This is a genomic window from Azospirillum sp. 11R-A (assembly GCF_049472615.1).
Taxonomy (GTDB): domain Bacteria; phylum Pseudomonadota; class Alphaproteobacteria; order Azospirillales; family Azospirillaceae; genus Azospirillum; species Azospirillum palustre.
Genome location: NZ_JBCEBL010000012.1, coordinates 78,552 through 99,131 on the forward strand (window position 1 = coordinate 78,552; position 20,580 = coordinate 99,131).

At 68.9% G+C, this 20,580-nt stretch carries 22 protein-coding genes; 16 read left to right on the forward strand and 6 right to left on the reverse strand.

The window, feature by feature from the left end:
* Nucleotides 1-68 precede the first annotated feature (68 nt).
* The 8 genes from VH569_RS17585 to VH569_RS17620 all read left to right on the forward strand — a co-directional run bounded on the left by VH569_RS17585 (nt 69) and on the right by VH569_RS17620 (nt 6,848).
* Nucleotides 69-1,091, forward strand: a complete 1,023-nt coding sequence (locus VH569_RS17585; RefSeq protein WP_423316558.1) for an amidohydrolase family protein — start codon at nt 69-71, stop codon at nt 1,089-1,091.
* Entirely contained in the window at nt 1,088-2,068 is a 981-nt protein-coding gene (locus VH569_RS17590) for an ABC transporter substrate-binding protein (protein WP_423316560.1), read from the forward strand. Before VH569_RS17585 ends, VH569_RS17590 begins: the two co-directional genes overlap by 4 nt.
* A 14-nt stretch (nt 2,069-2,082) precedes the next feature.
* Nucleotides 2,083-2,901, forward strand: coding sequence for an SDR family NAD(P)-dependent oxidoreductase (locus tag VH569_RS17595; protein ID WP_423316562.1), 819 nt, complete (start codon nt 2,083-2,085; stop codon nt 2,899-2,901).
* Complete coding sequence (locus VH569_RS17600) at nt 2,898-3,704, forward strand: sugar phosphate isomerase/epimerase family protein (RefSeq protein WP_423316564.1); 807 nt, start codon at nt 2,898-2,900, stop codon at nt 3,702-3,704. Before VH569_RS17595 ends, VH569_RS17600 begins: the two co-directional genes overlap by 4 nt.
* 26 nt (nt 3,705-3,730) lie before the next feature.
* On the forward strand, nt 3,731-4,291 hold the full coding sequence (locus VH569_RS17605; RefSeq protein WP_376966711.1) for a hypothetical protein: 561 nt from the start codon (nt 3,731-3,733) through the stop codon (nt 4,289-4,291).
* Nucleotides 4,292-4,438: 147 nt separating this feature from the next.
* The gene (locus tag VH569_RS17610) at nt 4,439-5,227 is read left to right on the forward strand and encodes an SDR family NAD(P)-dependent oxidoreductase (protein ID WP_423316566.1); all 789 of its coding nucleotides are present in this window, start codon (nt 4,439-4,441) and stop codon (nt 5,225-5,227) included.
* Nucleotides 5,224-5,922, forward strand: a complete 699-nt coding sequence (locus VH569_RS17615) for a ThuA domain-containing protein (RefSeq protein ID WP_423316568.1) — start codon at nt 5,224-5,226, stop codon at nt 5,920-5,922. The genes VH569_RS17610 and VH569_RS17615 overlap by 4 nt, the downstream gene beginning before the upstream one ends.
* A 32-nt stretch (nt 5,923-5,954) precedes the next feature.
* A complete protein-coding gene (locus tag VH569_RS17620; protein ID WP_423316570.1) occupies nt 5,955-6,848 on the forward strand; it encodes a TauD/TfdA dioxygenase family protein in 894 nt (297 codons plus the stop codon).
* Nucleotides 6,849-6,986: 138 nt separating this feature from the next.
* On the opposite strand, the gene VH569_RS17625 is transcribed toward VH569_RS17620, so the two are convergent.
* Nucleotides 6,987-7,394 (reverse strand): DUF7079 family protein, encoded by a 408-nt coding sequence (locus tag VH569_RS17625; RefSeq protein WP_423316572.1) that lies wholly within the window; start codon nt 7,392-7,394, stop codon nt 6,987-6,989.
* Between the two features lie 210 nt (nt 7,395-7,604).
* On the opposite strand from VH569_RS17625, the gene VH569_RS17630 reads away from it, so the two are divergent.
* Nucleotides 7,605-8,309, forward strand: a complete 705-nt coding sequence (locus VH569_RS17630) for a YoaK family protein (protein ID WP_423316573.1) — start codon at nt 7,605-7,607, stop codon at nt 8,307-8,309.
* A gap of 16 nt (nt 8,310-8,325) precedes the next feature.
* Here VH569_RS17630 and VH569_RS17635 read toward each other — a convergent pair whose 3' ends face one another.
* Nucleotides 8,326-9,255 carry a LysR family transcriptional regulator gene (locus VH569_RS17635; protein ID WP_423316575.1) on the reverse strand — a complete coding sequence of 310 codons (930 nt, stop codon included), beginning with the start codon at nt 9,253-9,255 and terminating at the stop codon, nt 8,326-8,328.
* 136 nt (nt 9,256-9,391) lie between these two features.
* Between VH569_RS17635 and VH569_RS17640 the strand changes: the two genes are divergently transcribed.
* From VH569_RS17640 to VH569_RS17650, 3 genes are all read left to right on the forward strand, one after another.
* Complete coding sequence (locus VH569_RS17640; RefSeq protein ID WP_423316577.1) at nt 9,392-10,090, forward strand: pirin family protein; 699 nt, start codon at nt 9,392-9,394, stop codon at nt 10,088-10,090.
* 86 nt (nt 10,091-10,176) lie between these two features.
* Entirely contained in the window at nt 10,177-10,752 is a 576-nt protein-coding gene (locus tag VH569_RS17645; RefSeq protein ID WP_377811321.1) for a TMEM175 family protein, read from the forward strand.
* Nucleotides 10,753-10,859: 107 nt separating this feature from the next.
* Nucleotides 10,860-11,090: a hypothetical protein gene (locus VH569_RS17650; protein ID WP_098735113.1), complete on the forward strand. Its 231-nt coding sequence runs from the start codon at nt 10,860-10,862 to the stop codon at nt 11,088-11,090.
* Nucleotides 11,091-11,142: 52 nt separating this feature from the next.
* Here VH569_RS17650 and VH569_RS17655 read toward each other — a convergent pair whose 3' ends face one another.
* From VH569_RS17655 to VH569_RS17670, 4 genes are all read right to left on the reverse strand, one after another.
* Nucleotides 11,143-11,946, reverse strand: coding sequence for a FadR/GntR family transcriptional regulator (locus VH569_RS17655; protein ID WP_423316579.1), 804 nt, complete (start codon nt 11,944-11,946; stop codon nt 11,143-11,145).
* Between the two features lie 131 nt (nt 11,947-12,077).
* Complete coding sequence (locus VH569_RS17660) at nt 12,078-12,842, reverse strand: SDR family oxidoreductase (RefSeq protein WP_423316581.1); 765 nt, start codon at nt 12,840-12,842, stop codon at nt 12,078-12,080.
* An 18-nt stretch (nt 12,843-12,860) separates the two neighbouring features.
* Nucleotides 12,861-14,060: a mandelate racemase/muconate lactonizing enzyme family protein gene (locus tag VH569_RS17665; RefSeq protein ID WP_098734838.1), complete on the reverse strand. Its 1,200-nt coding sequence runs from the start codon at nt 14,058-14,060 to the stop codon at nt 12,861-12,863.
* Nucleotides 14,061-14,117: 57 nt separating this feature from the next.
* The gene (locus VH569_RS17670; RefSeq protein ID WP_423316583.1) at nt 14,118-15,155 is read right to left on the reverse strand and encodes an L-idonate 5-dehydrogenase; all 1,038 of its coding nucleotides are present in this window, start codon (nt 15,153-15,155) and stop codon (nt 14,118-14,120) included.
* 720 nt (nt 15,156-15,875) lie between these two features.
* Between VH569_RS17670 and VH569_RS17675 the strand changes: the two genes are divergently transcribed.
* From VH569_RS17675 to VH569_RS17690, 4 genes are all read left to right on the forward strand, one after another.
* Nucleotides 15,876-16,916, forward strand: a complete 1,041-nt coding sequence (locus tag VH569_RS17675) for a 2-hydroxyacid dehydrogenase (protein ID WP_423316585.1) — start codon at nt 15,876-15,878, stop codon at nt 16,914-16,916.
* Between the two features lie 183 nt (nt 16,917-17,099).
* Nucleotides 17,100-18,500, forward strand: a complete 1,401-nt coding sequence (locus VH569_RS17680; protein ID WP_423316587.1) for an MFS transporter — start codon at nt 17,100-17,102, stop codon at nt 18,498-18,500.
* A 108-nt stretch (nt 18,501-18,608) separates the two neighbouring features.
* Nucleotides 18,609-19,592 (forward strand): DUF4862 family protein, encoded by a 984-nt coding sequence (locus VH569_RS17685; RefSeq protein WP_423316589.1) that lies wholly within the window; start codon nt 18,609-18,611, stop codon nt 19,590-19,592.
* Between the two features lie 40 nt (nt 19,593-19,632).
* Nucleotides 19,633-20,529, forward strand: a complete 897-nt coding sequence (locus VH569_RS17690; protein ID WP_423316591.1) for a LysR substrate-binding domain-containing protein — start codon at nt 19,633-19,635, stop codon at nt 20,527-20,529.
* Nucleotides 20,530-20,580: the final 51 nt, after the last annotated feature.

The window sequence follows — 20,580 nt, forward strand, 5'->3', positions numbered from 1 at the left end:
TTCGAACGCCTTCTTCGCCAGCCCCTTCCTTCCCGGCCGCCGGCCCGCCCGGCGGAAAGGACCTTCCCATGCCCATCGAAACCGCGACGCTGATCGACGTCCATGCCCATGTCCGCCTGGAGGCGACCAACGGCGCCGCCGGCATCCACGGGCCGGAGCATGGCGTCGACGAGAACGGCCAGCCCTGGTATCGCGTCGGCAACTACCGGCTGAGCGGCGTCCGCCACCTGAACAGCCCCTTCACCGACCCGGAGCTGCGGCTGCGCCGCATGGACCGGTCCGGCATCGATTTCCAGGTGCTGTCGGCCAGTCCGCTGAATTACTTCCACCACATCGACGTGCCCTCCGCCGTCTCCTTCTGCCGCCGGCACAACGACGCGCTGGCCGAGCTGGTCGCGCGCTATCCCGACCGGTTGGGCGGGCTGGCCGCCCTGCCGATGCAGGATCCGCGCGCCGCGACGGAGGAGCTGGAGCGCTCCGTCGGCGAGCTGGGACTGTGGGGGGCGGCGACCGGCACCGAATTCGCGGGCGAGCCGCTTCACAGCCCGGAGTTCGACAGGCTCTACGAGGCGTTCGTCCGGCTGGACGTGCCGCTGTTCCTGCATCCGGCCCCAGCCGGCATCGACGGGCCGCCCGGCGACCCGGCGCTGAAGCGTTTCGACCTCGACGTCATCATCGGCTTCGCCGCGCAGGAGACCATCGCCGTCGCCACCCTGATCTTCGGCGGCGTGCTGGAGCGCCACCCCCGGCTGGACGTCTGGATCAGCCATGGCGGCGGGGCCGCCGCCTTCACCGCCGGGCGGCTGGCGCAGGCCGGCATGAAGCGCCCGTGGGCCAGCCAGTCGATGAAGAAGGACGGCGCCTTCGAGGAGATGCTGTCGCGCCTGTGGTTCGACACGCACCTGAACGACGACCGGGCGCTGGCGCTGCTGACGCAGGTGGTGGGGCCGGACCGGCTGGTCTTCGGCACCAATTTCGCCGGCTGGGACCAGCCGGAGGACGGGCATCACGGCGCCGTGTCGCCCGCCCTGGCCGGCAACGCCCGCCGCCTGCTGAGAAAAGACAAAACTTACAACGGAGGGACGCCATGACCATCACCCGTTTCCTGACCCGCGCGCTGGCGGCGGTGCCGCTGATCGGCGGCCTGCTGGCCTCGGCGCCGCAGGCCCATGCGCTGGAGATCATGGCGTCCCACTATGGCGCCCTGCTGAACACCGCCCCCATCGCGGTGGCGCTGGAGCGTGGCGACTACAAGAAGAACGGCGTCGACGTCACCGACGTGATGAGTTCGGTCGGCGGCGGCACCGGCATCCGCAACATGGTGGGCGGCGGGCTCGGCTACGGCATCGTCAGCACCTCCACCGCGCTGGCCGGCATCAGGCAGGGCATGGACATCCGCATCGTCCACACCGCGATCCGCCGGGTGGACGACCTGCTGTGGGTGACGCGGCCGGACAGCGGCGTGTCGTCGGTCAAGGATCTGGTCGGCCGCAAGGTCGGCATCACCGCGCCGAAATCGTCGAGCGAGCTGATGGTCGTCATGGCCTTCGAGGCGGCCGGCTATCCCGGCAAGGCCGACATGGTGGCGCTGGGATCGGTCGGCTCGGGCCTGTCGGCGCTGGAGCAGGGCGGGGTGGATGCGGCGCTGATCCTGGAGCCGCTCTACAGCGCCCGCAAGGACCGCTACAAGGTCGCCTTCTCGCTGGAGAACCTGCCGTCGATGACGCCGACCGTCGGCGTCGCCACCGGCGACTTCATGCGCAAGAGCCCGGACCAGCTGCGCGGGCTGCTCGCCGCCTGGCGCTCCGCGGTGAACTTCATCTACGAGAACCCCGAAGAGGCCGCGAAGATGGTCGCCAGGCGCTATGGCGACACGCTGCCGGTCGATGTCGCCACCGCCTCGATGAAGCGCATGGCGGCGATCAAGTACTGGAGCCAGGGCGATTTCGACATGGACGCCCTGAACATCTGGGTCAAGGGCATGGAGCGCATGGGCGAATGGTCCGGCCCGGTCGACTGGTCGAAGGTGCTGGACAGCTCCTTCCTCGCCGCCGACCTGCGCAAGTGACGGAGGACCCCGCCATGACGCAGCAGACCCCGGCCACGGACGGTGCGCTGGCCGTCGTCATCGGCGGCGGCAACGGCATCGGCGAGGAGACCGCCCGGCTGATGGTGGCGCGCGGCTGGCGGTTGGCGGTCGCCGACCTCGACCCGGATGCCGCGGAACGGGTGGCCGGCGATCTCGGCGGCGCCGCGCTGGCGCTCGAAATCGCCGATGCCGGCGCGGTGGAGCGGGCGGCTGCCGCCATCGAGGCGGCGCATGGTCCGGTCGGCGCGCTGGTGGTCGCCGCCGCCGTCTTCCAGCCGGTGCTGCCGCCGGCCGAGCTGCCGCTGGAGGTGTGGGAGCGCACAATCCACGTCAACCTGACCGGCACCTATTACGCCAACCGCGCCTTCGGCACCCGCATGGCGCGGCAGGGGCGGGGCAGCATCGTCAACATCGCGTCGATTGCCGCCATCGGTTCGGTGCCGGTCCATGCCTATGCGTCGAGCAAGGCGGGGGTGGTCAGCCTGACGCTGAACCTCGCCGGGGAATGGGGACGCGCCGGGGTCCGGGTCAACTGCGTTTCGCCCGGCTCGACGCTGGTGCCGCGGGTGGTCGAGCGGATCCGGTCGGGCCGCTACGCCGCCGATCCGGCCGAATTCACCGCGCTCGGCCGCATCGTGCAGCCGCGCGAGGTGGCGGAGAGCATCGAATTCCTGGCCTCCGACCGGGCGTCGGCGATCACCGGCGTCAATCTGGTGGTGGATGCCGGATGGCACGTCGCCGGAACCTGGGCGCAGTATGGCGGCGTCCGTCCGGCTCCCTCCGCCCTCCAGGCGGCGGGAGGTGCCGCGTGAACCCGCTGTCGCTCTCCTACTACACGGTGCCGGAGCTGTCGCCGCCCGACATGGTGACGGTGGCGGCGGACCAGGGCTGCGCCCATGTCGGCCTGCGCCTGCTGGGCGGCCAGCCCGACGGCGATCCGATGCCGCTGCTGGCCGACCCCGCACTCAGGCGCGAGATGAAGCGGTGCATGGCCGACCGCGGCGTCACGGCGCTCGACGCCAACACCGCCCGCGTCCTGCCCCACACCGACCTCGACGCTTTCCGCCCCTTCCTGGAGGCCGCGGCCGAGCTGGGCGCCCGCCATGTTCTGGCGACCGGCGACGACCCCGACGAGGGGCGGCTGGCGGCAAGGCTGGGGCGGCTGTGCGACGATGCCGCCGGCTTCGGCCTGAGCGTGCAGTTCGAGTTCGTGCCCTGGATGAGCGTGCCGAGCGCCGCCGCCGCCGCCCGGCTGATCGGCCGGGTGGAGCGTCCGAACATCGGCATCGCGCTCGACGCGCTGCATTACGACCGTTCCGGCGGCACGCCGGCCGAGGTGGCGGCGATCCCGCCCGGCCTGTTCGCCTACATGCATCTCTGCGACGCCCCGCGCGATCATGGGACCGACCGCGAGTCCCTGCTGCACACCGCGGTGAAGGAGCGGCTGTTTCCCGGCGACGGCGGCATCGACCTGACCGGGCTGCTGCGCGCGCTTCCGCCCGGCCTGCCGCTCGCCCTCGAAATCCCCACCGCCACCCTGGCGCGGACGATGGACGCGCCGGCCCGCGTGGTGCGCGCCGTCGCCGCCACCCGCCGCCTGCTGGCGGCGCTCTGACCACCGCCCACCCAGGAGGAACCATCATGGCCGCCAGCCCCGAGACCGGCACCGCCATCCGCGCCTGCGCCCAGGCGGTCATCCGGGCGATCGAGACGCACGGACACGACACCGCCCGCCTGACGGAGGCGCTGCGCGAACCGCTGGCAGCACTCGCCGCCCGGCCCGACCTGTGCACGGCCGGCGTGCCGCGCATCGGCAACCACGTCGCCAATTCCCAGTACCTCTACTATGACGGCGACCTGTCGATCCTGCTGTTCGAGCTGCCCGACGGCCAGCCCATCGCCGTCCACGACCATGGCAACTGGGAAAGCATGGCGATCTACCGGGGGCGGGTGAAGCACACCGTCTATGAGCGGCGCGACGACGGCTCGGTTCCCGGCAAGGCCGACCTGACAATGGTCGAGGACCGCGTGCTGGAGCCGGGCGACAGCGTGGTGATCGCCCCGCCCGCCGACATCCACGGCTTCATGGCACTGGCGCCGGGAAGCTGGGGCATCACCGTGGCGAGCGGAACCTACAAGCCAGAGCGCAGCTATTTCCAGCCCGAGGCCGGAACCGTCGTCAGCAGGCGCCCGCGCGGCTGACGGGCCGCCGCATCCGGAACAAGGAAGACCACAGCGATGGATATGGCACTGAAGGGCAAGGTCGCGCCGGTGCTCGGCGGCATCGTGCAGAGCGCCCGTAATGAGTGACCCGTCAACCTTCGAAACCCGTTTTTCCGGGAGGATCGCATGACCAAGACCGCTCTGGTGACCGGAGCCGGCGGCGGGCTGGGCGCGGCCATCGCGCGCCGTCTGGCCGGCGACGGATACCGCGTGGCGCTGCTCGACCTCGATGCCGCCGGGCTGGAGGTCGAGGCCGCGCGCATTCCCGGCGCCCTGGCCTTCACCGCCGACGTGACCGACGAGGCGCAGATCGACGCGGTGGTCGCCGCGATGACCGAGGCGTTCGGCGACGGCCCCGACCTGCTGGTCAACAATGCCGGCATCGTCCGTTTCGGCGACCTGCTGGAGCACAGCGTCGCCGATTTCCGCCGCGTGGTGGACGTGAACCTGACCGGCACCTTCATCGTCACCCGCGCCGTCGCGCGGCGGATGGCGGAACGCGGGTCGGGCGCCATCGTCAACATCACCTCGCTGAACGCCGTCGCCCCCAGCCCCGACGCCGGGGCCTATCCGGCGACCAAGGCGGCGGTCGCGCTGCTGACCGAGCATCTGGCGCTGGCGCTGGCGCCGCGCGGCGTGCGGGTCAACGCCGTCGCCCCCGGCTTCATCGACGCCGGCATGTCGGCGCCGATCTATGCGGATGCGGAGGTGCGCGCGGTGCGCGGCGCCGCCGTCCCCGCCCGGTCGCTCGGCACCGCCGACGATGTCGCCGACGCGGTGCTGTTCCTGGCCTCGGACCGGGCGCGCTACATCCACGGACAGCATCTCATGGTCGATGGCGGCGTGTCCTTCAGCCTGAAGATGCACCTGCCCCGCCGCGCCCCGGCGGTGAAGCCCCTGGTGGGCGACCGATGAGCGGGGCGGTCCGCAACCTGATCCTGACCGGCGGCATTGGCCACCCCTTCGCCGACGCCGCTCCGGCGCTAGAAGGAGTTCTGGCCGGTGCGGGAGTCGTCTCGACCGTTACCGACGACATCGAAGGCGGGCTGGCGGCATTGGAGCAGGGCGGCTTCGACCTGCTCACCGTCTATGCGCTGCGCTGGCGGATGCTGGGCAGCGAGAAATACGCCCCCCACCGCGAGCGCTGGGCCTTTTCGCTGTCGCCGGACGGACGGCGGAGGCTGTCGCACTTCGTCGCCGGAGGGGGTGGGCTGCTGGGCCTGCACACCGCGCTGATCTGCTTCGACGACTGGCCGGACTGGAAGGAACTGCTGGGCGGCGCCTGGGTGTGGGGCCGCTCCGCCCATCCGCCGCGCGGTCCGGTCACCCTGGTCCCCACCGACCTTCCCCATCCCCTGACCGCCGGCCTGTCGCCCTTCACCGTCACCGACGAGGCATACGGCGATTTCGATCTGGCCGGCGATGTCCGGCCGCTGGCGCTGGTGGCGCCGGAAGGGGGACGCGCCTGGCCCGCCCTGTGGGCGCGCGACGCCGGGCTGGGGCGGGTGGTGGCCGACACGCTGGGCCATGACCGCGCGTCCCTGGAACACCCCGTCCACCGCCAGATCCTGACGCGCGCCGCCCTCTGGGCCTGCCGCCGACCGCTTTGAAAACCAACCGACCTGCACGAGGAACCGTCCCGATGACCAGCCTCCATGCGCCAGCCGCCTCTTCCGCCGCCTCTTCCGCGACCATTCCCCTGTTCACGCCGCTCGACGGCATCATCGGGGCGGAAACCGACAGGCTCGACCTGTCCCGGCCGCTCGACGACGCGACGGTCGATGCGGTGCGGACGGCCTTCCGCGACCATCACCTGCTGGTGATCCGCAACCAGTCGCTGGACAAGGAGCGCATGTACCGCTTCGCCGAACTGTTCGGCCCCATCGAGGGCCACATGATCCGGCTGGCCGACGGGTCGAAGTGGGATGCGGTCCACACCATCACCAACCTGGACGCCGCCGGCAACCCGGTGGCCAAGCCCTTCATCAGCTCCAACTATTTCTGGCACACCGACAAGTCCTTCCTGCGCGAGCCGTCGCTGCTGACGATGCTGCAGGCGGTGGAGCTGCCGCCCGACGGCGGCGACACCCAGTTCGCCGACATGACCGCCGCCTACGATGCGCTGCCGGAGGCGACGCGCCGCCGGATCGACGGGCTGAAGTCGGTGCAGAGCCTGGAGTTCATGCGCCGCTACACCGGCAGCGCCCCGCCGACCGAGGACGACATCGCCGCCGCTCCGCCCATCGCCCATCCGCTGGTCCGCACCCATCCCGAGACCGGGCGCAAGAGCCTCTACATCGGCATGTACAGCTCCCACATCGAAGGCATGCCGGAGGAGGAGGGGCGCACCCTGCTGGAGGAACTGCTGGAGCATGCGACGCAGGACCGCTTCGTCCACACCCACCGCTGGCGGCACGGCGACCTCGTCTTCTGGGACAACCGCTGCCTGCTGCACCGCGCCACCGCCAATTACGAGATGGGCAAGCACCGCCGCGTGCTGATGCGCGTCGTGGTGAAAGGCTCCGTGCCGGAGTGACGGGGGCGGCCCCGGCGGCAGGTTGATGCCATCGCTGCCGGCTTGCGGCAGGCGGGTTGTTCAGCTACGCGCGTGATAGGTGAATGCGGACGTTTCGCGGGTGCCCGGCCTTGCCCGTGCGCCGCTGCATGGTGCCGCTCACGTCTGCGATACTCCGTGCTGGCTGCGCCGACAAGCGATCTCCCGGCGCGTGACCGTCCATTCCTCCGTCGGGAAGCACCCCGGCAGGGCAAGGCTGAGCCTCGTCAGCAGCCTGGAGCGCCAGCGCGTCCGGCGACCTCGGATTGCCTGCTCGAGCCTGGAGGGATCGAAGCCGGCCCATTCGCCGGCAGGCTGGAGCAGGTTCGAAAAGCAGACGGGGTGGATCTCGTCCCTAAGGATGGCGTCCATTTCCTCCAAGCTGTAGGGCGAGGCCGAAAGGACCTGCACCCGCCATGCGCGGGACAGCGAAACGTCCGTGTCCAGATACATCGTCGACAACGCTTCCCAGACCGGGCGGCGCTCTTCCAGCTGTGAGTCCGAAAAGCGGATGGCGCTGCTGTTCATCGCGATGACGGCTGTTGACGACCGGGAGGTCCGGCAGCCTAACCCATCCGTCCATCCTGTCGAGGCTGTTCGCCATGCGGCTGGAGATCTGTGGCCAGATCTGTCGGAAGGTCCAGAATGGTCCAAGGTCGTGCCGATGCGACAAGACCATGCCGGCCGCCGTCGCCGATACTGACCCTTCGCCCGAAGAAACCGCAGGAAACGACAGCCATGTCCGCACCGGCCGCATCCGGCACCTCCCCACTGCCCATCCTCCTGCTGCTGCTGTCGGTGACGACGGGGCTCGTCGATGCCGTCAGCGTGCTCGGCCTGGGCAAGGTCTTCACCGCCAACATGACCGGCAACATCGTCTTCCTCGGCTTCGCCGTCGTCGGTACGCCGGGCTTCCGGGTTCTGCCGGCGGTGGCGGCGCTGCTGTCCTTCCTGAGCGGCGCCCTGATCGCCGGCCGGCTCGGCAGGACATTCGCCGGCCGGCCGATGCGGCATTGGCTGCTGACCGCCGCTTTGTTCGAAACGGCCCTGTTCTGGATCGCCGCCGCCGTCGCCGCGGGTTTCGATGTCGGGACGCAGGCTCCGGCGGCCGCCCTCTACGCGATCATCGTCCTGACCGGTTTCGCCATGGGATTCCGCAACGCCACGGTCCGGCAGATGAAGGTTCCCGACCTGACGACGACGGTCCTCACCCTGACCCTGACCGGACTGGCCGCCGATTCCGGCCTTGCCGGCGGGGCGAACACCAATGCGCGACGCCGGATGGCCAGCGTGGCGGCGATCTTCCTCGGTGCCGCGCTCGGCGCCGTCATGGTCATGCAGAGCGGGCTGGTCCTGCCCCTGGTCGTCGTCGGCGCGCTGGTGCTGGCAGGCACCGCGTTCTGCGCACTTCACCCGGCCTCGACCGCACCGGTTGCGGCCTGATTTCGGGAACCGTCCGTCAGAGGTCGGTGAAGCCGTCCTCCTCACGGTCGCCGGCTCCCAACTGCACGAACTGGGCGAGCAGCCAGGAGGCGGCCGGGCCGGGCGGCGTGTCGCGCCGCCAGACGCCGGAGAAGCGATAGGTGCCGCCCGGATGGTCGGGCATGGCGAGCCGCACCAGGGTGCCGGCGACCAGATCGGGCGAGACCATCGGCAGCGGCATGTTGCCCCAGCCGATTCCTTCGCGCAGCAGCGCATGCTTGGCGCCCAGGTCGGCGAGCCGCCATGTGCGCGGACTCATCACCGAGAAATCCTGCCCCTCGGTGGCCCGCGACCGGTCGGTAAGGACCAGCTGCACATGGTCGCGTCCGGCGCCGGGGGCGATCTGCGCCATGCGGCCCAGCGGATGGTCGGGGGCGGCGACCGGCACCATCGGCACCGATCCGGCGGTCGTGCGGTCCAGCCCGTCCATGCCGGCCGCCACCGGGCCGGAAATCCCGAGCACCGCCCGGCGGTCGAGCACCAGGGCGGCGACCGCGCCCAGGGTTTCGACATGCAGGCGCAGCGAAACCGTCGGATGGCTGCGCGCGAAGTCCCGCAACACCCGGCCCAGACGGTCGGCCGGCAGCATCACGTCGACGGCGAGATCGACCTCCGCCTCCAGCCCCTCGTGCAGGCCCCGCACCTTCGCGCGCAAGCCGTCCATCGCTTGCGCAATCGTCCGGGCTTCGGCCAGCAGCGCCCGCCCGGCGGCGGTCAGCGTCGGCTTGCGCGACCCTTCGCGGTCGAACAGGGCCAGGCCGAGCTGGGCTTCGAGGTTGGCGATGCCATAGCTGACGACGGAGATCGCCCGGTTCAGCCGCCGTCCCGCCCCGGCGAAGCTGCCGGCATCCACCACGGCAAGGAAGATGCTGAGTTGGTCGAAGCTGGGGGTGCCGACGCTGCTCATCGTTCAACTTTCTTGAACATCTTGCGGCGATTTATAGGGGTAAACCTGAAAGGAGACCAGGGCTATTGTCCTCTCAAGCGAAACACGGCGGCCGATGCGGCAAGGACCCATCGGTCGCAAAATCAGGAGACGGACCATGATCGAACTGCGTCCCTTCGAGAGCCTGGGCGGCGAGAACCACGGCTGGCTGGATGCCAAGCACCACTTCTCCTTCGCCAACTACTATGACCGCAAGCGGATGAACTGGGGCAACCTGCGCGTCTGGAACGACGACACCATCGCTCCCCACACCGGTTTCCCGACGCACCCGCACCGCGACATGGAGATCGTCACCTATGTCCGCGAGGGTGCCATCACCCACCAGGACAATCTGGGCAACAAGGGCCGTACCGAGGCGGGCGACGTCCAGGTGATGTCCGCCGGCACCGGCATCGCACATTCCGAATACAATCTGGAGGATGTCACCACCCGCATCTTCCAGATCTGGATCATGCCGACGCGCAGCGGCGAGAAGCCGGGCTGGGGCAGCAAGCCCTTCCCCAAGGGCGACCGCAGCGGCCATTTCGTCACCCTGGCGTCGGGCTATTCCGATGACGGCGACGCCCTGCCGATCCGCACCGACGCCCGTGTGCTGGGGGCGACGCTGAAGGCCGGCGAGACGGCGACTTACCCGCTCGGCAAGGACCGCCGCGCCTATCTGGTCCCGGCCAGCGGTGCGGTCGAGATCGACGGGGTGCGGGTGAATGCCCGCGACGGTGCGGCCATCGCCGATCTGGACACCCTGACGGTGACGGCGCTGGAGGACAGCGAAATCGTCATGGTGGATGCCGCCTGACGCCCCCGATTTCGTACCAGGGCGATTTCGTGCCGGGGCTTTGCCGCCCCGGTGCGGAGTCCTCTGCAAAGACAGGAGTTCGGACCATGAAGGCCGGCCGGCTGGAAGCGTTCACCGATGGCGTGGTGGCGATCGCCATCACCATCATGGTGCTGGAGTTGAAGGTGCCGGAGGATGGCAGCCTCGCCGCCCTGGCGGAGCGCGTCCCCATCCTGCTGGCCTATGTGCTGTCCTTCATCAATGTCGGGCTCTACTGGAACAACCATCACCATCTGCTGCAAGCGACCACGCGCATCGACGGGCGGGTGCTGTGGGCCAACCTGTTCCTGCTGTTCTGGCTGTCGCTGGTCCCCTTCGTCATCCGCTGGCTCGATGCCAGCGATTTCTCACCGGTGGCGACGGCATCCTACGGCGTCGTGCTTGGCATGGCGGCCATTGGCTACAGCCTGACCGAACGCGCGATCATCGCCTGCGGCGGACGCGAGTCGGTGGTGGCGCGGGCGGTCGGATCCGACCTGAAGGGCAAGATCAGCCTGGGGCTCTATGCCCTGGCCATCCCGCTGGCCTTCGTCCTGCAATGGCTGTCCATCGCCCTCTATATCCTGGTGATCCTGCTGTGGCTGGTGCCCGACCGGCGGATCGAACGCATCGTGGAGGAGTGACGGAAAATCGACGCTGATACCGGCCGGCAGCGATGGGCTGCGGACCGGTGCTGGCTGGCTCCCCCGGCCCTGTGCTACAGCATGCCGAAACTGATGGGGACGCCGGCATGCCAACACTGACGGACTGGACGATTCGGCACGCGGTGACGCGGGTTCACGGGTGCGACCTCGCCGTGATCTGGCGGGGGCCGGAGATGTGGGCGTGGGTCGTCACCGTCGCCGGCGAGCAGGTCCGCTCCGGAACCGCGCGCACCATGGCCGGCGCCCAGGATGCCGCATTGCGTGCCGCGAAAGCCCATGCGGACGACGGCGGCCGCGTCCAGCTTCCGCTGTTCTGACGGCGTCGATGCTGCGCGCAGACGGTCCGGCCGCCTGCCTTTACGCCTGCCTTTACAAGGCTGCGGCCTTGGGGCGCCGCTTGCGGACCGGCTTTCCGGACTCCGCGTCGCCGTCGGCCAGCGTGGCGTCGGTGTTGCCGTCGCGGCGGTAATGCTCGTAGGACTTGTCGATATGCTGCTTCATCAGCTTTTCGGCGTCGTCGGGCTTGCCGCTCTCGATGGCCGCGATGATCGCATCGTGCTCGTTGGCCGCGGCATGCATGCGGCCGTCCTTGTAGGTGGCGTGCTGGTGCGAGAAGCGGAGCACGTCCGGTCCCATCAGGGCGATCAGTGAGCGGAGCAGGTTGTTGTTGGTCGCTTCGGCAACCTTGAGATGGAACAGGAGATCCTCTTCCAGCGTGTAGGCGTTGGCCTCGGCCTGCTCGCGCATGCGCTGCTGCGCCTTGCGGATTTCGGCGATCTGGGCGCCATGGGCGCGCTCGGTCGCCAGCCGGGCGGACAATGCCTCCAGCGCGCCGCGCACCTCGATCAGCATCTCCGGGCTGGTGTCGCCGGCATTCAGGATGTTGCTGATCAGGCCGATCAGCACATGCTCGCTGAGATTCTCCACCACCGTCCCGCTCTGCGGCGATGTGCGGACGATCCCGAAGAACTCCAGGCGGCGCAAGGCCTCCCGGACCGTGCCGCGGCTGACGTCGAAGCGCTCCGCCAGCACCCGTTCGGCCGGCAGCTTCTGGCCGGCCTTGATGATCCGGCGAGCGATCAGGTCGCTGATCTGCTCGATGATGATGTCGGGCGGACGCCGGATCTTGATCTTCTGAAAGTGGCGGGAGACGTCGAAATCAGGATCATCCATGCCGCTCTCCGATCACCGAACTGGTTCGCTGGTTTACGATCACTCCAGTTGTTTAGGCATCCTTGACGGCCGAGTCAATCGCGGGCCCCCCGCCGGGCGTCTCCACCCGGCGGGAGGGGGAGGGCAGGGGATCAGTAGACGGCCATGATGCCGCCATCGACGAAGATCAGCTGTCCATTGACGAAATCGGACGCCGGCGAGGCAAGGAACACCGCAGTGCCGACCAGATCCGCCGGGTTGCCCCAGCGGCGGGCGGGCGTGCGCTTCTTCACCCAGCCGTCGAACTCCTCGTTCTCGATCAGCGGCTTGTTCATCTCGGTGACGATGTAGCCCGGACCGATGGCGTTGATCTGGACGTTGAACTCCGCCCATTCCGCGGTCATCGATTTGGTCAGCAGGCGGATGCCGCCCTTGGCGGCGGCGTAGGGCGCCACGGTGACGCGGGCCTGCTCGCTGGTCAGGGAGCCGATGTTGATGATCTTGCCCGCCCGCCGCGCGACCATGCGCCGGCCGGCCTCGCGCCCGACGAGGAAGGCGCTGGTCAGGTTGGTGTCGATGACCTTGCGGAAGTCCGCCACCGGGAAATCGACCAGCGGGCTGCGGATCTGGATGCCGGCGTTGTTGACCAGGATATCGACGGAGATGCCCTGCTCGTCGAATTGGGCGAAGGCCTTCGCCACGGCGTCCTCGTCCGTCACGTCGAAGGCGGATTCATGGACGGTATAGCCCTTGTCGCGCGCCTTTGCGGCGGCATCGGCAAGGGAATTGGGGTTGATGTCGCTGAGGATGATCGCGGCACCGGCCTCGGCCAGCCCTTCGGCGATGGCGTTGCCCAGCCCGCGGGCCGAGCCGGTGACGAGGGCGGTCTTCCCGCTCAGATCGAACATGGTCGTCATGATGGTTGAGTCTTCCGGTTAGAGGCTTGTGCGGCGGACGCGCAGGTCGGGACGCTCGAAGACGGCCGGCAGCAGCTCGGTGCCGAGCCCCGGCCCTTCCATCGGCAGGACATGGCCGTCGACGATGCGGGGCACCTCGGTGACGAGTTCCGCGTACCAGCCGGTGTAGAAGGCCCGCACCGACTCCTGGATCAGCGTGTTCGGGTTCGACAGCGAGGAGTGGACCGCGGCGACATAGGCGACCGGGCCGGTGCAGTCGTGCGGAGCGTAGGGACGATGGTAGGTGTCGGCGAGCGCCGCGATCTTGCGGCCCTCGGTCAGCCCGCCGGTCCACACCAGATCGGTCATCACCACGCCGATGGCGCCGGATTCCAGCATGTCCTTGTAGGGGAAGCGCGATCCCAGCGTTTCCGAAGCACAGATCGGCACGCTGGTCGAGGCGGCCAGCTCGGTCAGCGCATTGACCGAGTTCATGCGGATCGGATCCTCGTACCAGGTGGGATCGTAGTCCTCCAGGACGCGGGCGATCTTCTTGACGGTCGGCAGGTTCCACAGGCAGTGGAATTCGACCATGATCTGCATGCGGTCGCCCACCGCCTTGCGGATCTTCTCGAACGGTTCGACGGCGCGCTTCATCTGCTCGGCGGTGATGAAGCGGCCGTCGTTGGCGATGGCGGCGGGATCGAACGGCCAGATCTTCATGCCGGTGATGCCCTGTTCCAGCAGGCTTTCCGCCAGCCGGCCGGCATCGGTCATGAAGCCGTTCAGATCCTCGTACGGCCCCTCGCTGGATCCCAAATTCCAGGTGTCGACCGGCTTGATCTTGTTGGAGCGCACATAGCCGTAGCCGGCGCAGGTGTTGTAGACCGGCACCCGGTCGTGGCAGAGGCCGCCCAGCATCTGGTGCACCGGCTGGCCGCAGACCTTGCCGAAAATGTCCCACAGCGCGAGGTCGATGGCCGATGCGGCGCGGTATTCGGCGCCGGTCGAGGACTGCGCCATCGGCAGGTTCACCAGCTCGCGGGCATGGGCCTCGATGCGCAGCGGGTCCTTGCCGAGCAGGCGGGCGGCCAGCACGTCATGGATGTGCGCCTCGACCGCGCCGGCGCCGTAGAAGGTCTCGCCGAGGCCGACGATGCCGGCATCGGTGTGGACGCGGACCCAGACGACGTTGGAGAACTCGTCCGTCCTCAGTGTTTCCAGCTGCGTGATTTTCATGGAGCGCTCGCAAGGGAGGGGTGGGCTTGCGCCGTGCCGCGGCACGGCGCTGCCGGATCAGAAGACGATCTGAACCTTCATGTTGCTGTTGCGGTCATGCGCCGCGGCGAACGCGTCGGCCGCCGCCTCGAACGGGAACTGCGCCGTGGCCAGCGGCGACAGGTCGACGCCGCCGGTGGTCAGGGCGGACACCGCCCAGGCGAATTCCTCGTGGAAGCGGAACGAGGTCTTGAACGTCACTTCCTTCGCGAGCAGCCGGTTCAGCGGGATCGGGGTGAGGCCGGGCGCCAGCATGCCGACCTGGACGACGGCACCGCCGGGGCGGGTGCTGAGCACGCAGGTCTCCACCGCCCTGGCGCTGCCCGACGCTTCGAAGCAGACGTCGAAGCAGCCGCGGTCGGCCTGCCAGCGGTTGGGGGTTTCACTGTCGGCTAGCACGTTGACGGTTTCATCGGCGCCAATCTGGGCGGCGATCTCCAGCGGCTTGTCGGACAGGTCGGTGATGGTGATGTGTTCCGCCCCCGCCCGGCGCGCGGCGACGGCGATCAGGCAGCCGATCGGCCCGGCGCCGGTGATCAGCACGCGCCGGCCGAGCAGGCTGCCGGCCTGCGCCACCGCATGGAGGGCGACGGCGAACGGTTCGGCGAAGACCAGATTGGTGTGCTTTGTGTCGGCCGGCACCGGGAAGCACTGGAAATCGCGCACCACCAGCGTTTCGCGGAAGGCGCCCTGGACATGGGGGAAGCGCGAGGCGCTGCCGAAGAAGATCATGTTGGCGCAGAGATTTTCCCGGCCGGCCAGGCAGTGCGGGCAGGTCCGGCACGGCTTGCCGGGATTGACGGCGACGCGGTCGCCGATTTTGGTCCGGGTGACGTCGGGGCCGACCTCGACGACATCGCCGCTGATCTCGTGGCCCAGGACCATCGGCTCCCGCACGTTGAAATCGCCGACGCGGCCTTCGAAGAAATAATGGAGGTCCGAGCCGCAGATGCCGCCGGCGGCGATCCTGACCCGGACCTCTCCCGGCTTCAGCGCCGGTTCGTCGAGCGTTTCGAGGCGAAGGTCCTTTTGTCCATGCAGAACACAGCCGCGCATCTGGTCTCTCCTGAAAGGTAACGGCGCGCCGTCGCGCCTCGTGTCCGTGTGGTGTCCCATGTGGGATGCGGTCCGATTGTCCGACCCGCAGGTGTCCCGTGCCTTGCCGGGCCATCCGGCAGCAGCAGTGGCGCGTATCCGGCAAAATGGACCAATATGCGAATTGGTCTTCTGGTTTGATGCTTATGCCGGCGGCACGGACTTGTCAACACGGCGTGTTGGGGTTTGCGGCCGGCGTCGGCTGCATAGGTCGGCGGCGATTGCCGGCGTGCCGGGGGTGTCAGGAAAAATATGACGTGCTATCAACGGGATCGGCGTGAGCATCCAAGCGGCGGGGCTTGTCGGGCCGGGGGCTTGGTCCATGAAGGATCGGGGAGTTCAAGGCGTCGCCCTGCGACCGTCGGTCGCACGGTGACAAAACATTTTGTGCATCCAGCGTTATGCAGTTGACAGGCCCTCGCCCGGTGCACTATCCACTGGAATAGAAGACCAGTGTACCAATTGCCCAATTTTCCGCGACCGGTCCGGCAGGTGCCTTCGGGATTCGGGGCGGCATGGGGTGCCTTGCGCCGCCGCCCGCGATAAGAAGCACGAAGCATCCGGCCGGAGCGTGAGCGGACCGGAACAGGGCATCGGATCCGGTCGGGCAATCAATCCATTCCGCTGGCCGCAGCGCTCCGTCGCTGCGGAGTCCGGCGGGAAAACCATCGAGGGGGAACCATGAGTGCTATGCCCAAGGGGAAATCGCAGGCCGGCGGGGGCGCCGCGCCGCCCGTGTCCCCCCTCCGCGTGGTGATTGCTGACGCCAACTTCCTGCCCCACCGCGCCTTGATGGAGGCGCAGCTTCCCGCCGGCACCGTCGTGTCCTGGCATCCCGCCTTCGACGAGGCGGCGGTCGCGGCCGACCTGCCGGGCGCCGACGTCTTCGTCGGTCCGCGCTTCACCGCCGCGATGGGAGCCGCCGCCGACAGCCTGCGGCTGGTCCATGTCGGCGGTGCCGGCTATGACGGCATCGACGGCAAGGCGCTGCCCGATGGCGTGCTGTGCGCCAACACCTTCTGCCATGAATCCTCGATTGCCGAATATGTGGCGGCAACCAGCGTCGTCATGCGCCGCCAGCTTTTGCAGCAGGACCGCGAACTGCGCCGGGGGCACTGGGATTCCTCCGTCTACGAATCGCAGCGCTCTCAATTGGGGTCGCTGGCCGGTGCCACCGTCGGCATCGTCGGGTACGGCCACATCGGATCGCAGGTCTGGCGGCTGATGCAGGCGTTCGGCGCCTCCGGCGTCGCCGTCACCTCACGGCCCGCCAGGGCCGACGGGGAGGGGTTGAGCTGGGTCGCCGGCACCGACGGTCTCGACCGCCTGCTCGCCGAGAGCGACATCGTCGTGCTGTGCCTGCCGCTGCTGCCGGAGACGCGCCACCTCATCGGCAAGGCGCAGCTTGCGGCGATGAAGCCCGATGCCCTGCTGGTCAATGTCAGCCGCGGCCCGCTGGTCGATCCCGAGGCGCTTTACGACGCGCTGAAGGAGCGCCGCATCGGCGGTGCCGTCATCGACGTGTGGTACCAGTACCCGACCGGCGGCGCCCATGCCCAGCCGGCGGCGCTGCCCTTCGACACGCTCGACAACATTCTGATGACGCCGCACATCTCCGGCGTCACCACCCAGACCTTCCAGGGCCGCGTGCGCGACGTCGCCGCGAACATCGCCCGGCTGGCGGCGGGAGAGCCGCTGCGCAATCCGGTCAGCCCCCGCTGAACGCCGGCTGACACCGTCGCGGGCTTGCCCGGCGGCGCCCAATCGTTGGCGCCGCACCGGCCGGCTTGTCCATCGCCGGCACCCTCACGATCGCGCCCCTCATCGCGCGGCCCCTCATCGCGCGGTTCAGGCCGCGCACGCCCATTGCTCCACCGCTGCGGCGGTTGATGAAGGAAGCAGGACATGTCTCAGATATCCAGCTCCATCGCGGAAACCGAACGGATCGCCCAGGCAGAGGCCGCTGCCGCTGCCCCTGCTGACGCCAAGAATGTGCGCCGCGCCGCGCTGGCGGGGCTCATCGGCACGATGCTCGAAAACTACGATTTCGTGATCTACGGCACCGCGTCGGCCCTCATCTTCAGCAAGCTGTTCTTCCCGACGATCTCCCCGGCGGCCGGCATCATCGCCGCCTTCGGCGCCTATGCCATCGGTTTCCTCGCACGGCCGCTCGGCGGCCTCTTCTTCTCGCATTACGGCGAGAAGTTCGGCCGCAAATGGGTGCTGGTCACCACCCTGTTCCTGATGGGCGGGGCGACCTTCGCCATCGGCTGCCTGCCGACCTACGAGACGGCGGGCGTCTGGGCGCCGCTGCTGCTGGTGCTCTGCCGCTTCTTCCAGGGCTTCGGCGCGGGCGCCGAGCAGTCGGGCGGCGCCACGCTGCTGACCGAAACGGCTCCGCTCGGCCAGCGCGGCCGGCTGTCGTCGCTGATCATGGTGGGCGCCGCCTTCGGCACCGCATTGGGAGCCATCGCCTGGATCGGCGCACAGCAGCTTCCCAATGAAGCGCTGATGAGCTGGGGCTGGCGCGCGATCTTCTGGAGCAGCATCGTCGTCACCGTCGCCGCCTTCGTCATCCGGCTGAAGCTGTCCGAAAGCCCGGTGTTCCTCGAACTGAAGAAGAAGGTGGACGTCAAGAACCAGGCTCCGCTCCGCGTCGTCGCGAAGCATGGCAAGAAGAACGTCATCAAGGTCATCCTGATGAACTGGGGCGTGTCGACCCAGTCCTACACCTATCAGGTCTTCATGATCTCCTACCTGATCAATGTGGTGGGGGTCGACACGCACTTCGTTCCGCCGGTCCAGCTTGCCGCCGCCATCGCCGCCTCCTTCGCCGCCTTCCTGACCGGCAGCCTGTCCGACCGTTTCGGACGCCGCCGGATGACGCTGGTGCTGACCGGGATCCTCGTCGTCACGCCGTTCCTCGTCTTCCCCGGCCTCAACACCGGCTCGCCGGTCCTGATCACCGCCATCATCGTGTTCGGTTACATGGTCGCCGCCCAGGGCGTGACCGGCGTGCACATGAGCTTCTTCCCGGAGATCTTCGGCAGCCGCTACCGCTATGCCGGCGTGACGCTGGGGCGGGAGTTCTCGTCGATCATCGGCGGCGGCATCGCCCCGCTGCTGTGCGCCTCGCTGCTCGCCTGGTACGGCAATTCCTGGGTTCCGGTCGCGATCTACATGGCCGTCACCATGCTGGTGTCGTTCCTGGCCACCTATTCGCTGCCCGAAACCCTCGACCGCGACCTGAACACGCCGACGGATGCCGAATGGGGCGAAGCCCGGCCTTCCGCCGGCCGTGCCTGACCGCCAGCCGCGCCTGAACCCTGCGATGGCCGGTGCGAGAGGCGCGATCCGGGATCGCGCCTCTCGCACCGGTGAAAAACTGCCCGTGAGAAAGAAGGGGCAAGAGCCATGACCACCGAGCATCGTTACAAGCCCCTCCGCGTCGTCGGCGCCTATGCCGCCCAGCCGGATGAGGCTCATGAGCGCAGGGCGTTTCTGGAGGAGGTTCTCTCTCTTCCCGGTGTCGACGGCCTGGAGATTTCCTGGGGCGCGCCCGGCTGGGAGCAGGATGCCCCGCTTCTGGCCGAGCTGCTCGGCAATCGAGGGGGGCGGGGAGGGCATGTGCTGACCCTGATCGGGGCTGCGGCGACGATGGCTGCCAAGGCTCCGTCCGTCGGCTTGGCCTCTCCCGACCCCGATGGACGCGAGCGGGCGGTTCAACTGGTCGCATCGGCCCGCGAGGCCGCCCTGGACTGCCTGGCGCGCGGGCAGCGCATCGTCGCCGTCGAGCTTCAGTCGTTTCCGACGTTGGCGCCGGCCGATGCCGGGCTGGGTGGCGAGGCGCTGGAGCGGTCGCTGTGCGAGATTCTGGCGTGGGACTGGGGCGGCGTCGCCGTCGTCCTCGAACATTGCGACGCCCGCACCGCGACCTTGCCCTGGCAGAAGGGCCTGCTTCCCCTCGGCATCGAGATCCAGGCCGTGGCCGCTGCCGCGGCAAAGTCGCCGACGCCCACAGGAATGGCGGTGAACTGGGGCCGCTCGGCAATCGAGGAGCGGGACGCGACGGCGCCCGAACGGCATGTGCAGCGCCTGCGCTCCGCCGGCTTGCTGCGCGGCGTGATGTTTTCCGGCGCGACCGATCGCGATGGCGCTTACGGCATGGCCTGGAGCGATGTGCATCCGCCGCTCCGCGAACAGATGCCCGATTCCGTCATGGACCGCTTCAAGGTGGCGGCGACGCTCGAAGCCGCCGGCAGCCTGCTCTATGACGGCGTCAAGGTCGCGGTGCGGCCGCCGCAAACCACCGTGGAGGACCGCATCGCCGCAATCCGCGGCACGCTCGCCGCCCTCGATGGCACGTCGCCCTTACCGCTCGACCCTCGGGCTCGTTGATCGCTATAGTCGGCCGATCAACAGAGCCCAAGGATCGTGAATGCAAGCCCGCCAGTTGGAAGTCTTCTGCATGCTGATGCGCTGTGGAACGGTGACCGGGGCGGCGGGGATGCTGAACATTTCCCAGCCGGCCTTGAGCCAGATCCTGCTGCATGCCGAAGATCAGCTGGGGTTCAAGCTGTTCGACCGGGTGCGCGGGCGTCTGGTGCCGACCCAGGAGGCCAACGAGCTTTATCCGGAGGCCGAGCGGATCTTCTCGGAACTGGGGGCGTTGCGTCGGCGCACCGTCGACATGCGTCACGGCCGCACCGGTCTGGTCCGTCTCGCCGCCTCCGCTCCGCCCTCCATGTCCATCGTTCCCAAGGCGTTGACGGCATTCCGCGAGGCGCACCCCGACATCGTCGTGCGGTCCCTGGTCGCGCCGATCGCCAATATCCGCGACATGCTGCGCAGCGGCGACGTTCTGCTGGGGGTGGCGATGAACGACGTGCCCCATTCCGACCTCGATGTCGAAACGGTCGGTCATGCCGAACTGGTCTGCCTGATGCCCGAGGGGCACCGGCTGGCCGGGCAGGCCGAACTGGGCTTCGCCGATCTGGCGGAGGAGACGCTGATCTCCTACCGCGTCGACACGCTGCCTGGCCGGCTGCTGGCCGGAGCGCTGGAGGCAGAGGGCGGCGTCTATGCCCCGGCGGTGGAGATCGACCTGTCGATCACCGCGCTGCCCTTCGTGCGCGAAGGCATCGGCGTGGCGGTGGTGGACGGGCTTCTGCCATGGAGCCAGTTTTCCGGCATCGTGCAGCGGCCCTTCCGCCCGAGCATCCAGGTGCCCATCGCCATCCTGACCAGCAAGGAGCGCCCGCTGTCCGGCAGCCATGCCCTGATGCGCGACTGCATTCGCAAGGCCGCCCGCGCCCTTGAGCCGGGCCGCTCCTGAATTTTCCGGCCTGACGGCTCCTCGGGCTTTTGGCCGGGCGGCCCTGCTGCC

Excerpts from the sequence above, each read along its gene's own strand:
- VH569_RS17585 (WP_423316558.1), top strand. The coding sequence starts at position 69 with ATGCCCATCGAAACCGCGACGCTGATCGACGTCCATGCCCATGTCCGC.
- VH569_RS17590 (WP_423316560.1), top strand. The coding sequence starts at position 1,088 with ATGACCATCACCCGTTTCCTGACCCGCGCGCTGGCGGCGGTGCCGCTG.
- VH569_RS17595 (WP_423316562.1), top strand. The coding sequence starts at position 2,083 with ATGACGCAGCAGACCCCGGCCACGGACGGTGCGCTGGCCGTCGTCATC.
- VH569_RS17605 (WP_376966711.1), top strand. The coding sequence starts at position 3,731 with ATGGCCGCCAGCCCCGAGACCGGCACCGCCATCCGCGCCTGCGCCCAG.
- VH569_RS17610 (WP_423316566.1), top strand. The coding sequence starts at position 4,439 with ATGACCAAGACCGCTCTGGTGACCGGAGCCGGCGGCGGGCTGGGCGCG.
- VH569_RS17615 (WP_423316568.1), top strand. The coding sequence starts at position 5,224 with ATGAGCGGGGCGGTCCGCAACCTGATCCTGACCGGCGGCATTGGCCAC.
- VH569_RS17620 (WP_423316570.1), top strand. The coding sequence starts at position 5,955 with ATGACCAGCCTCCATGCGCCAGCCGCCTCTTCCGCCGCCTCTTCCGCG.
- VH569_RS17625 (WP_423316572.1), bottom strand. The coding sequence starts at position 7,394 with ATGAACAGCAGCGCCATCCGCTTTTCGGACTCACAGCTGGAAGAGCGC.
- VH569_RS17630 (WP_423316573.1), top strand. The coding sequence starts at position 7,605 with ATGTCCGCACCGGCCGCATCCGGCACCTCCCCACTGCCCATCCTCCTG.
- VH569_RS17635 (WP_423316575.1), bottom strand. The coding sequence starts at position 9,255 with ATGAGCAGCGTCGGCACCCCCAGCTTCGACCAACTCAGCATCTTCCTT.
- VH569_RS17640 (WP_423316577.1), top strand. The coding sequence starts at position 9,392 with ATGATCGAACTGCGTCCCTTCGAGAGCCTGGGCGGCGAGAACCACGGC.
- VH569_RS17645 (WP_377811321.1), top strand. The coding sequence starts at position 10,177 with ATGAAGGCCGGCCGGCTGGAAGCGTTCACCGATGGCGTGGTGGCGATC.
- VH569_RS17650 (WP_098735113.1), top strand. The coding sequence starts at position 10,860 with ATGCCAACACTGACGGACTGGACGATTCGGCACGCGGTGACGCGGGTT.
- VH569_RS17655 (WP_423316579.1), bottom strand. The coding sequence starts at position 11,946 with ATGGATGATCCTGATTTCGACGTCTCCCGCCACTTTCAGAAGATCAAG.
- VH569_RS17660 (WP_423316581.1), bottom strand. The coding sequence starts at position 12,842 with ATGACGACCATGTTCGATCTGAGCGGGAAGACCGCCCTCGTCACCGGC.
- VH569_RS17665 (WP_098734838.1), bottom strand. The coding sequence starts at position 14,060 with ATGAAAATCACGCAGCTGGAAACACTGAGGACGGACGAGTTCTCCAAC.
- VH569_RS17670 (WP_423316583.1), bottom strand. The coding sequence starts at position 15,155 with ATGCGCGGCTGTGTTCTGCATGGACAAAAGGACCTTCGCCTCGAAACG.
- VH569_RS17675 (WP_423316585.1), top strand. The coding sequence starts at position 15,876 with ATGAGTGCTATGCCCAAGGGGAAATCGCAGGCCGGCGGGGGCGCCGCG.
- VH569_RS17680 (WP_423316587.1), top strand. The coding sequence starts at position 17,100 with ATGTCTCAGATATCCAGCTCCATCGCGGAAACCGAACGGATCGCCCAG.
- VH569_RS17685 (WP_423316589.1), top strand. The coding sequence starts at position 18,609 with ATGACCACCGAGCATCGTTACAAGCCCCTCCGCGTCGTCGGCGCCTAT.
- VH569_RS17690 (WP_423316591.1), top strand. The coding sequence starts at position 19,633 with ATGCAAGCCCGCCAGTTGGAAGTCTTCTGCATGCTGATGCGCTGTGGA.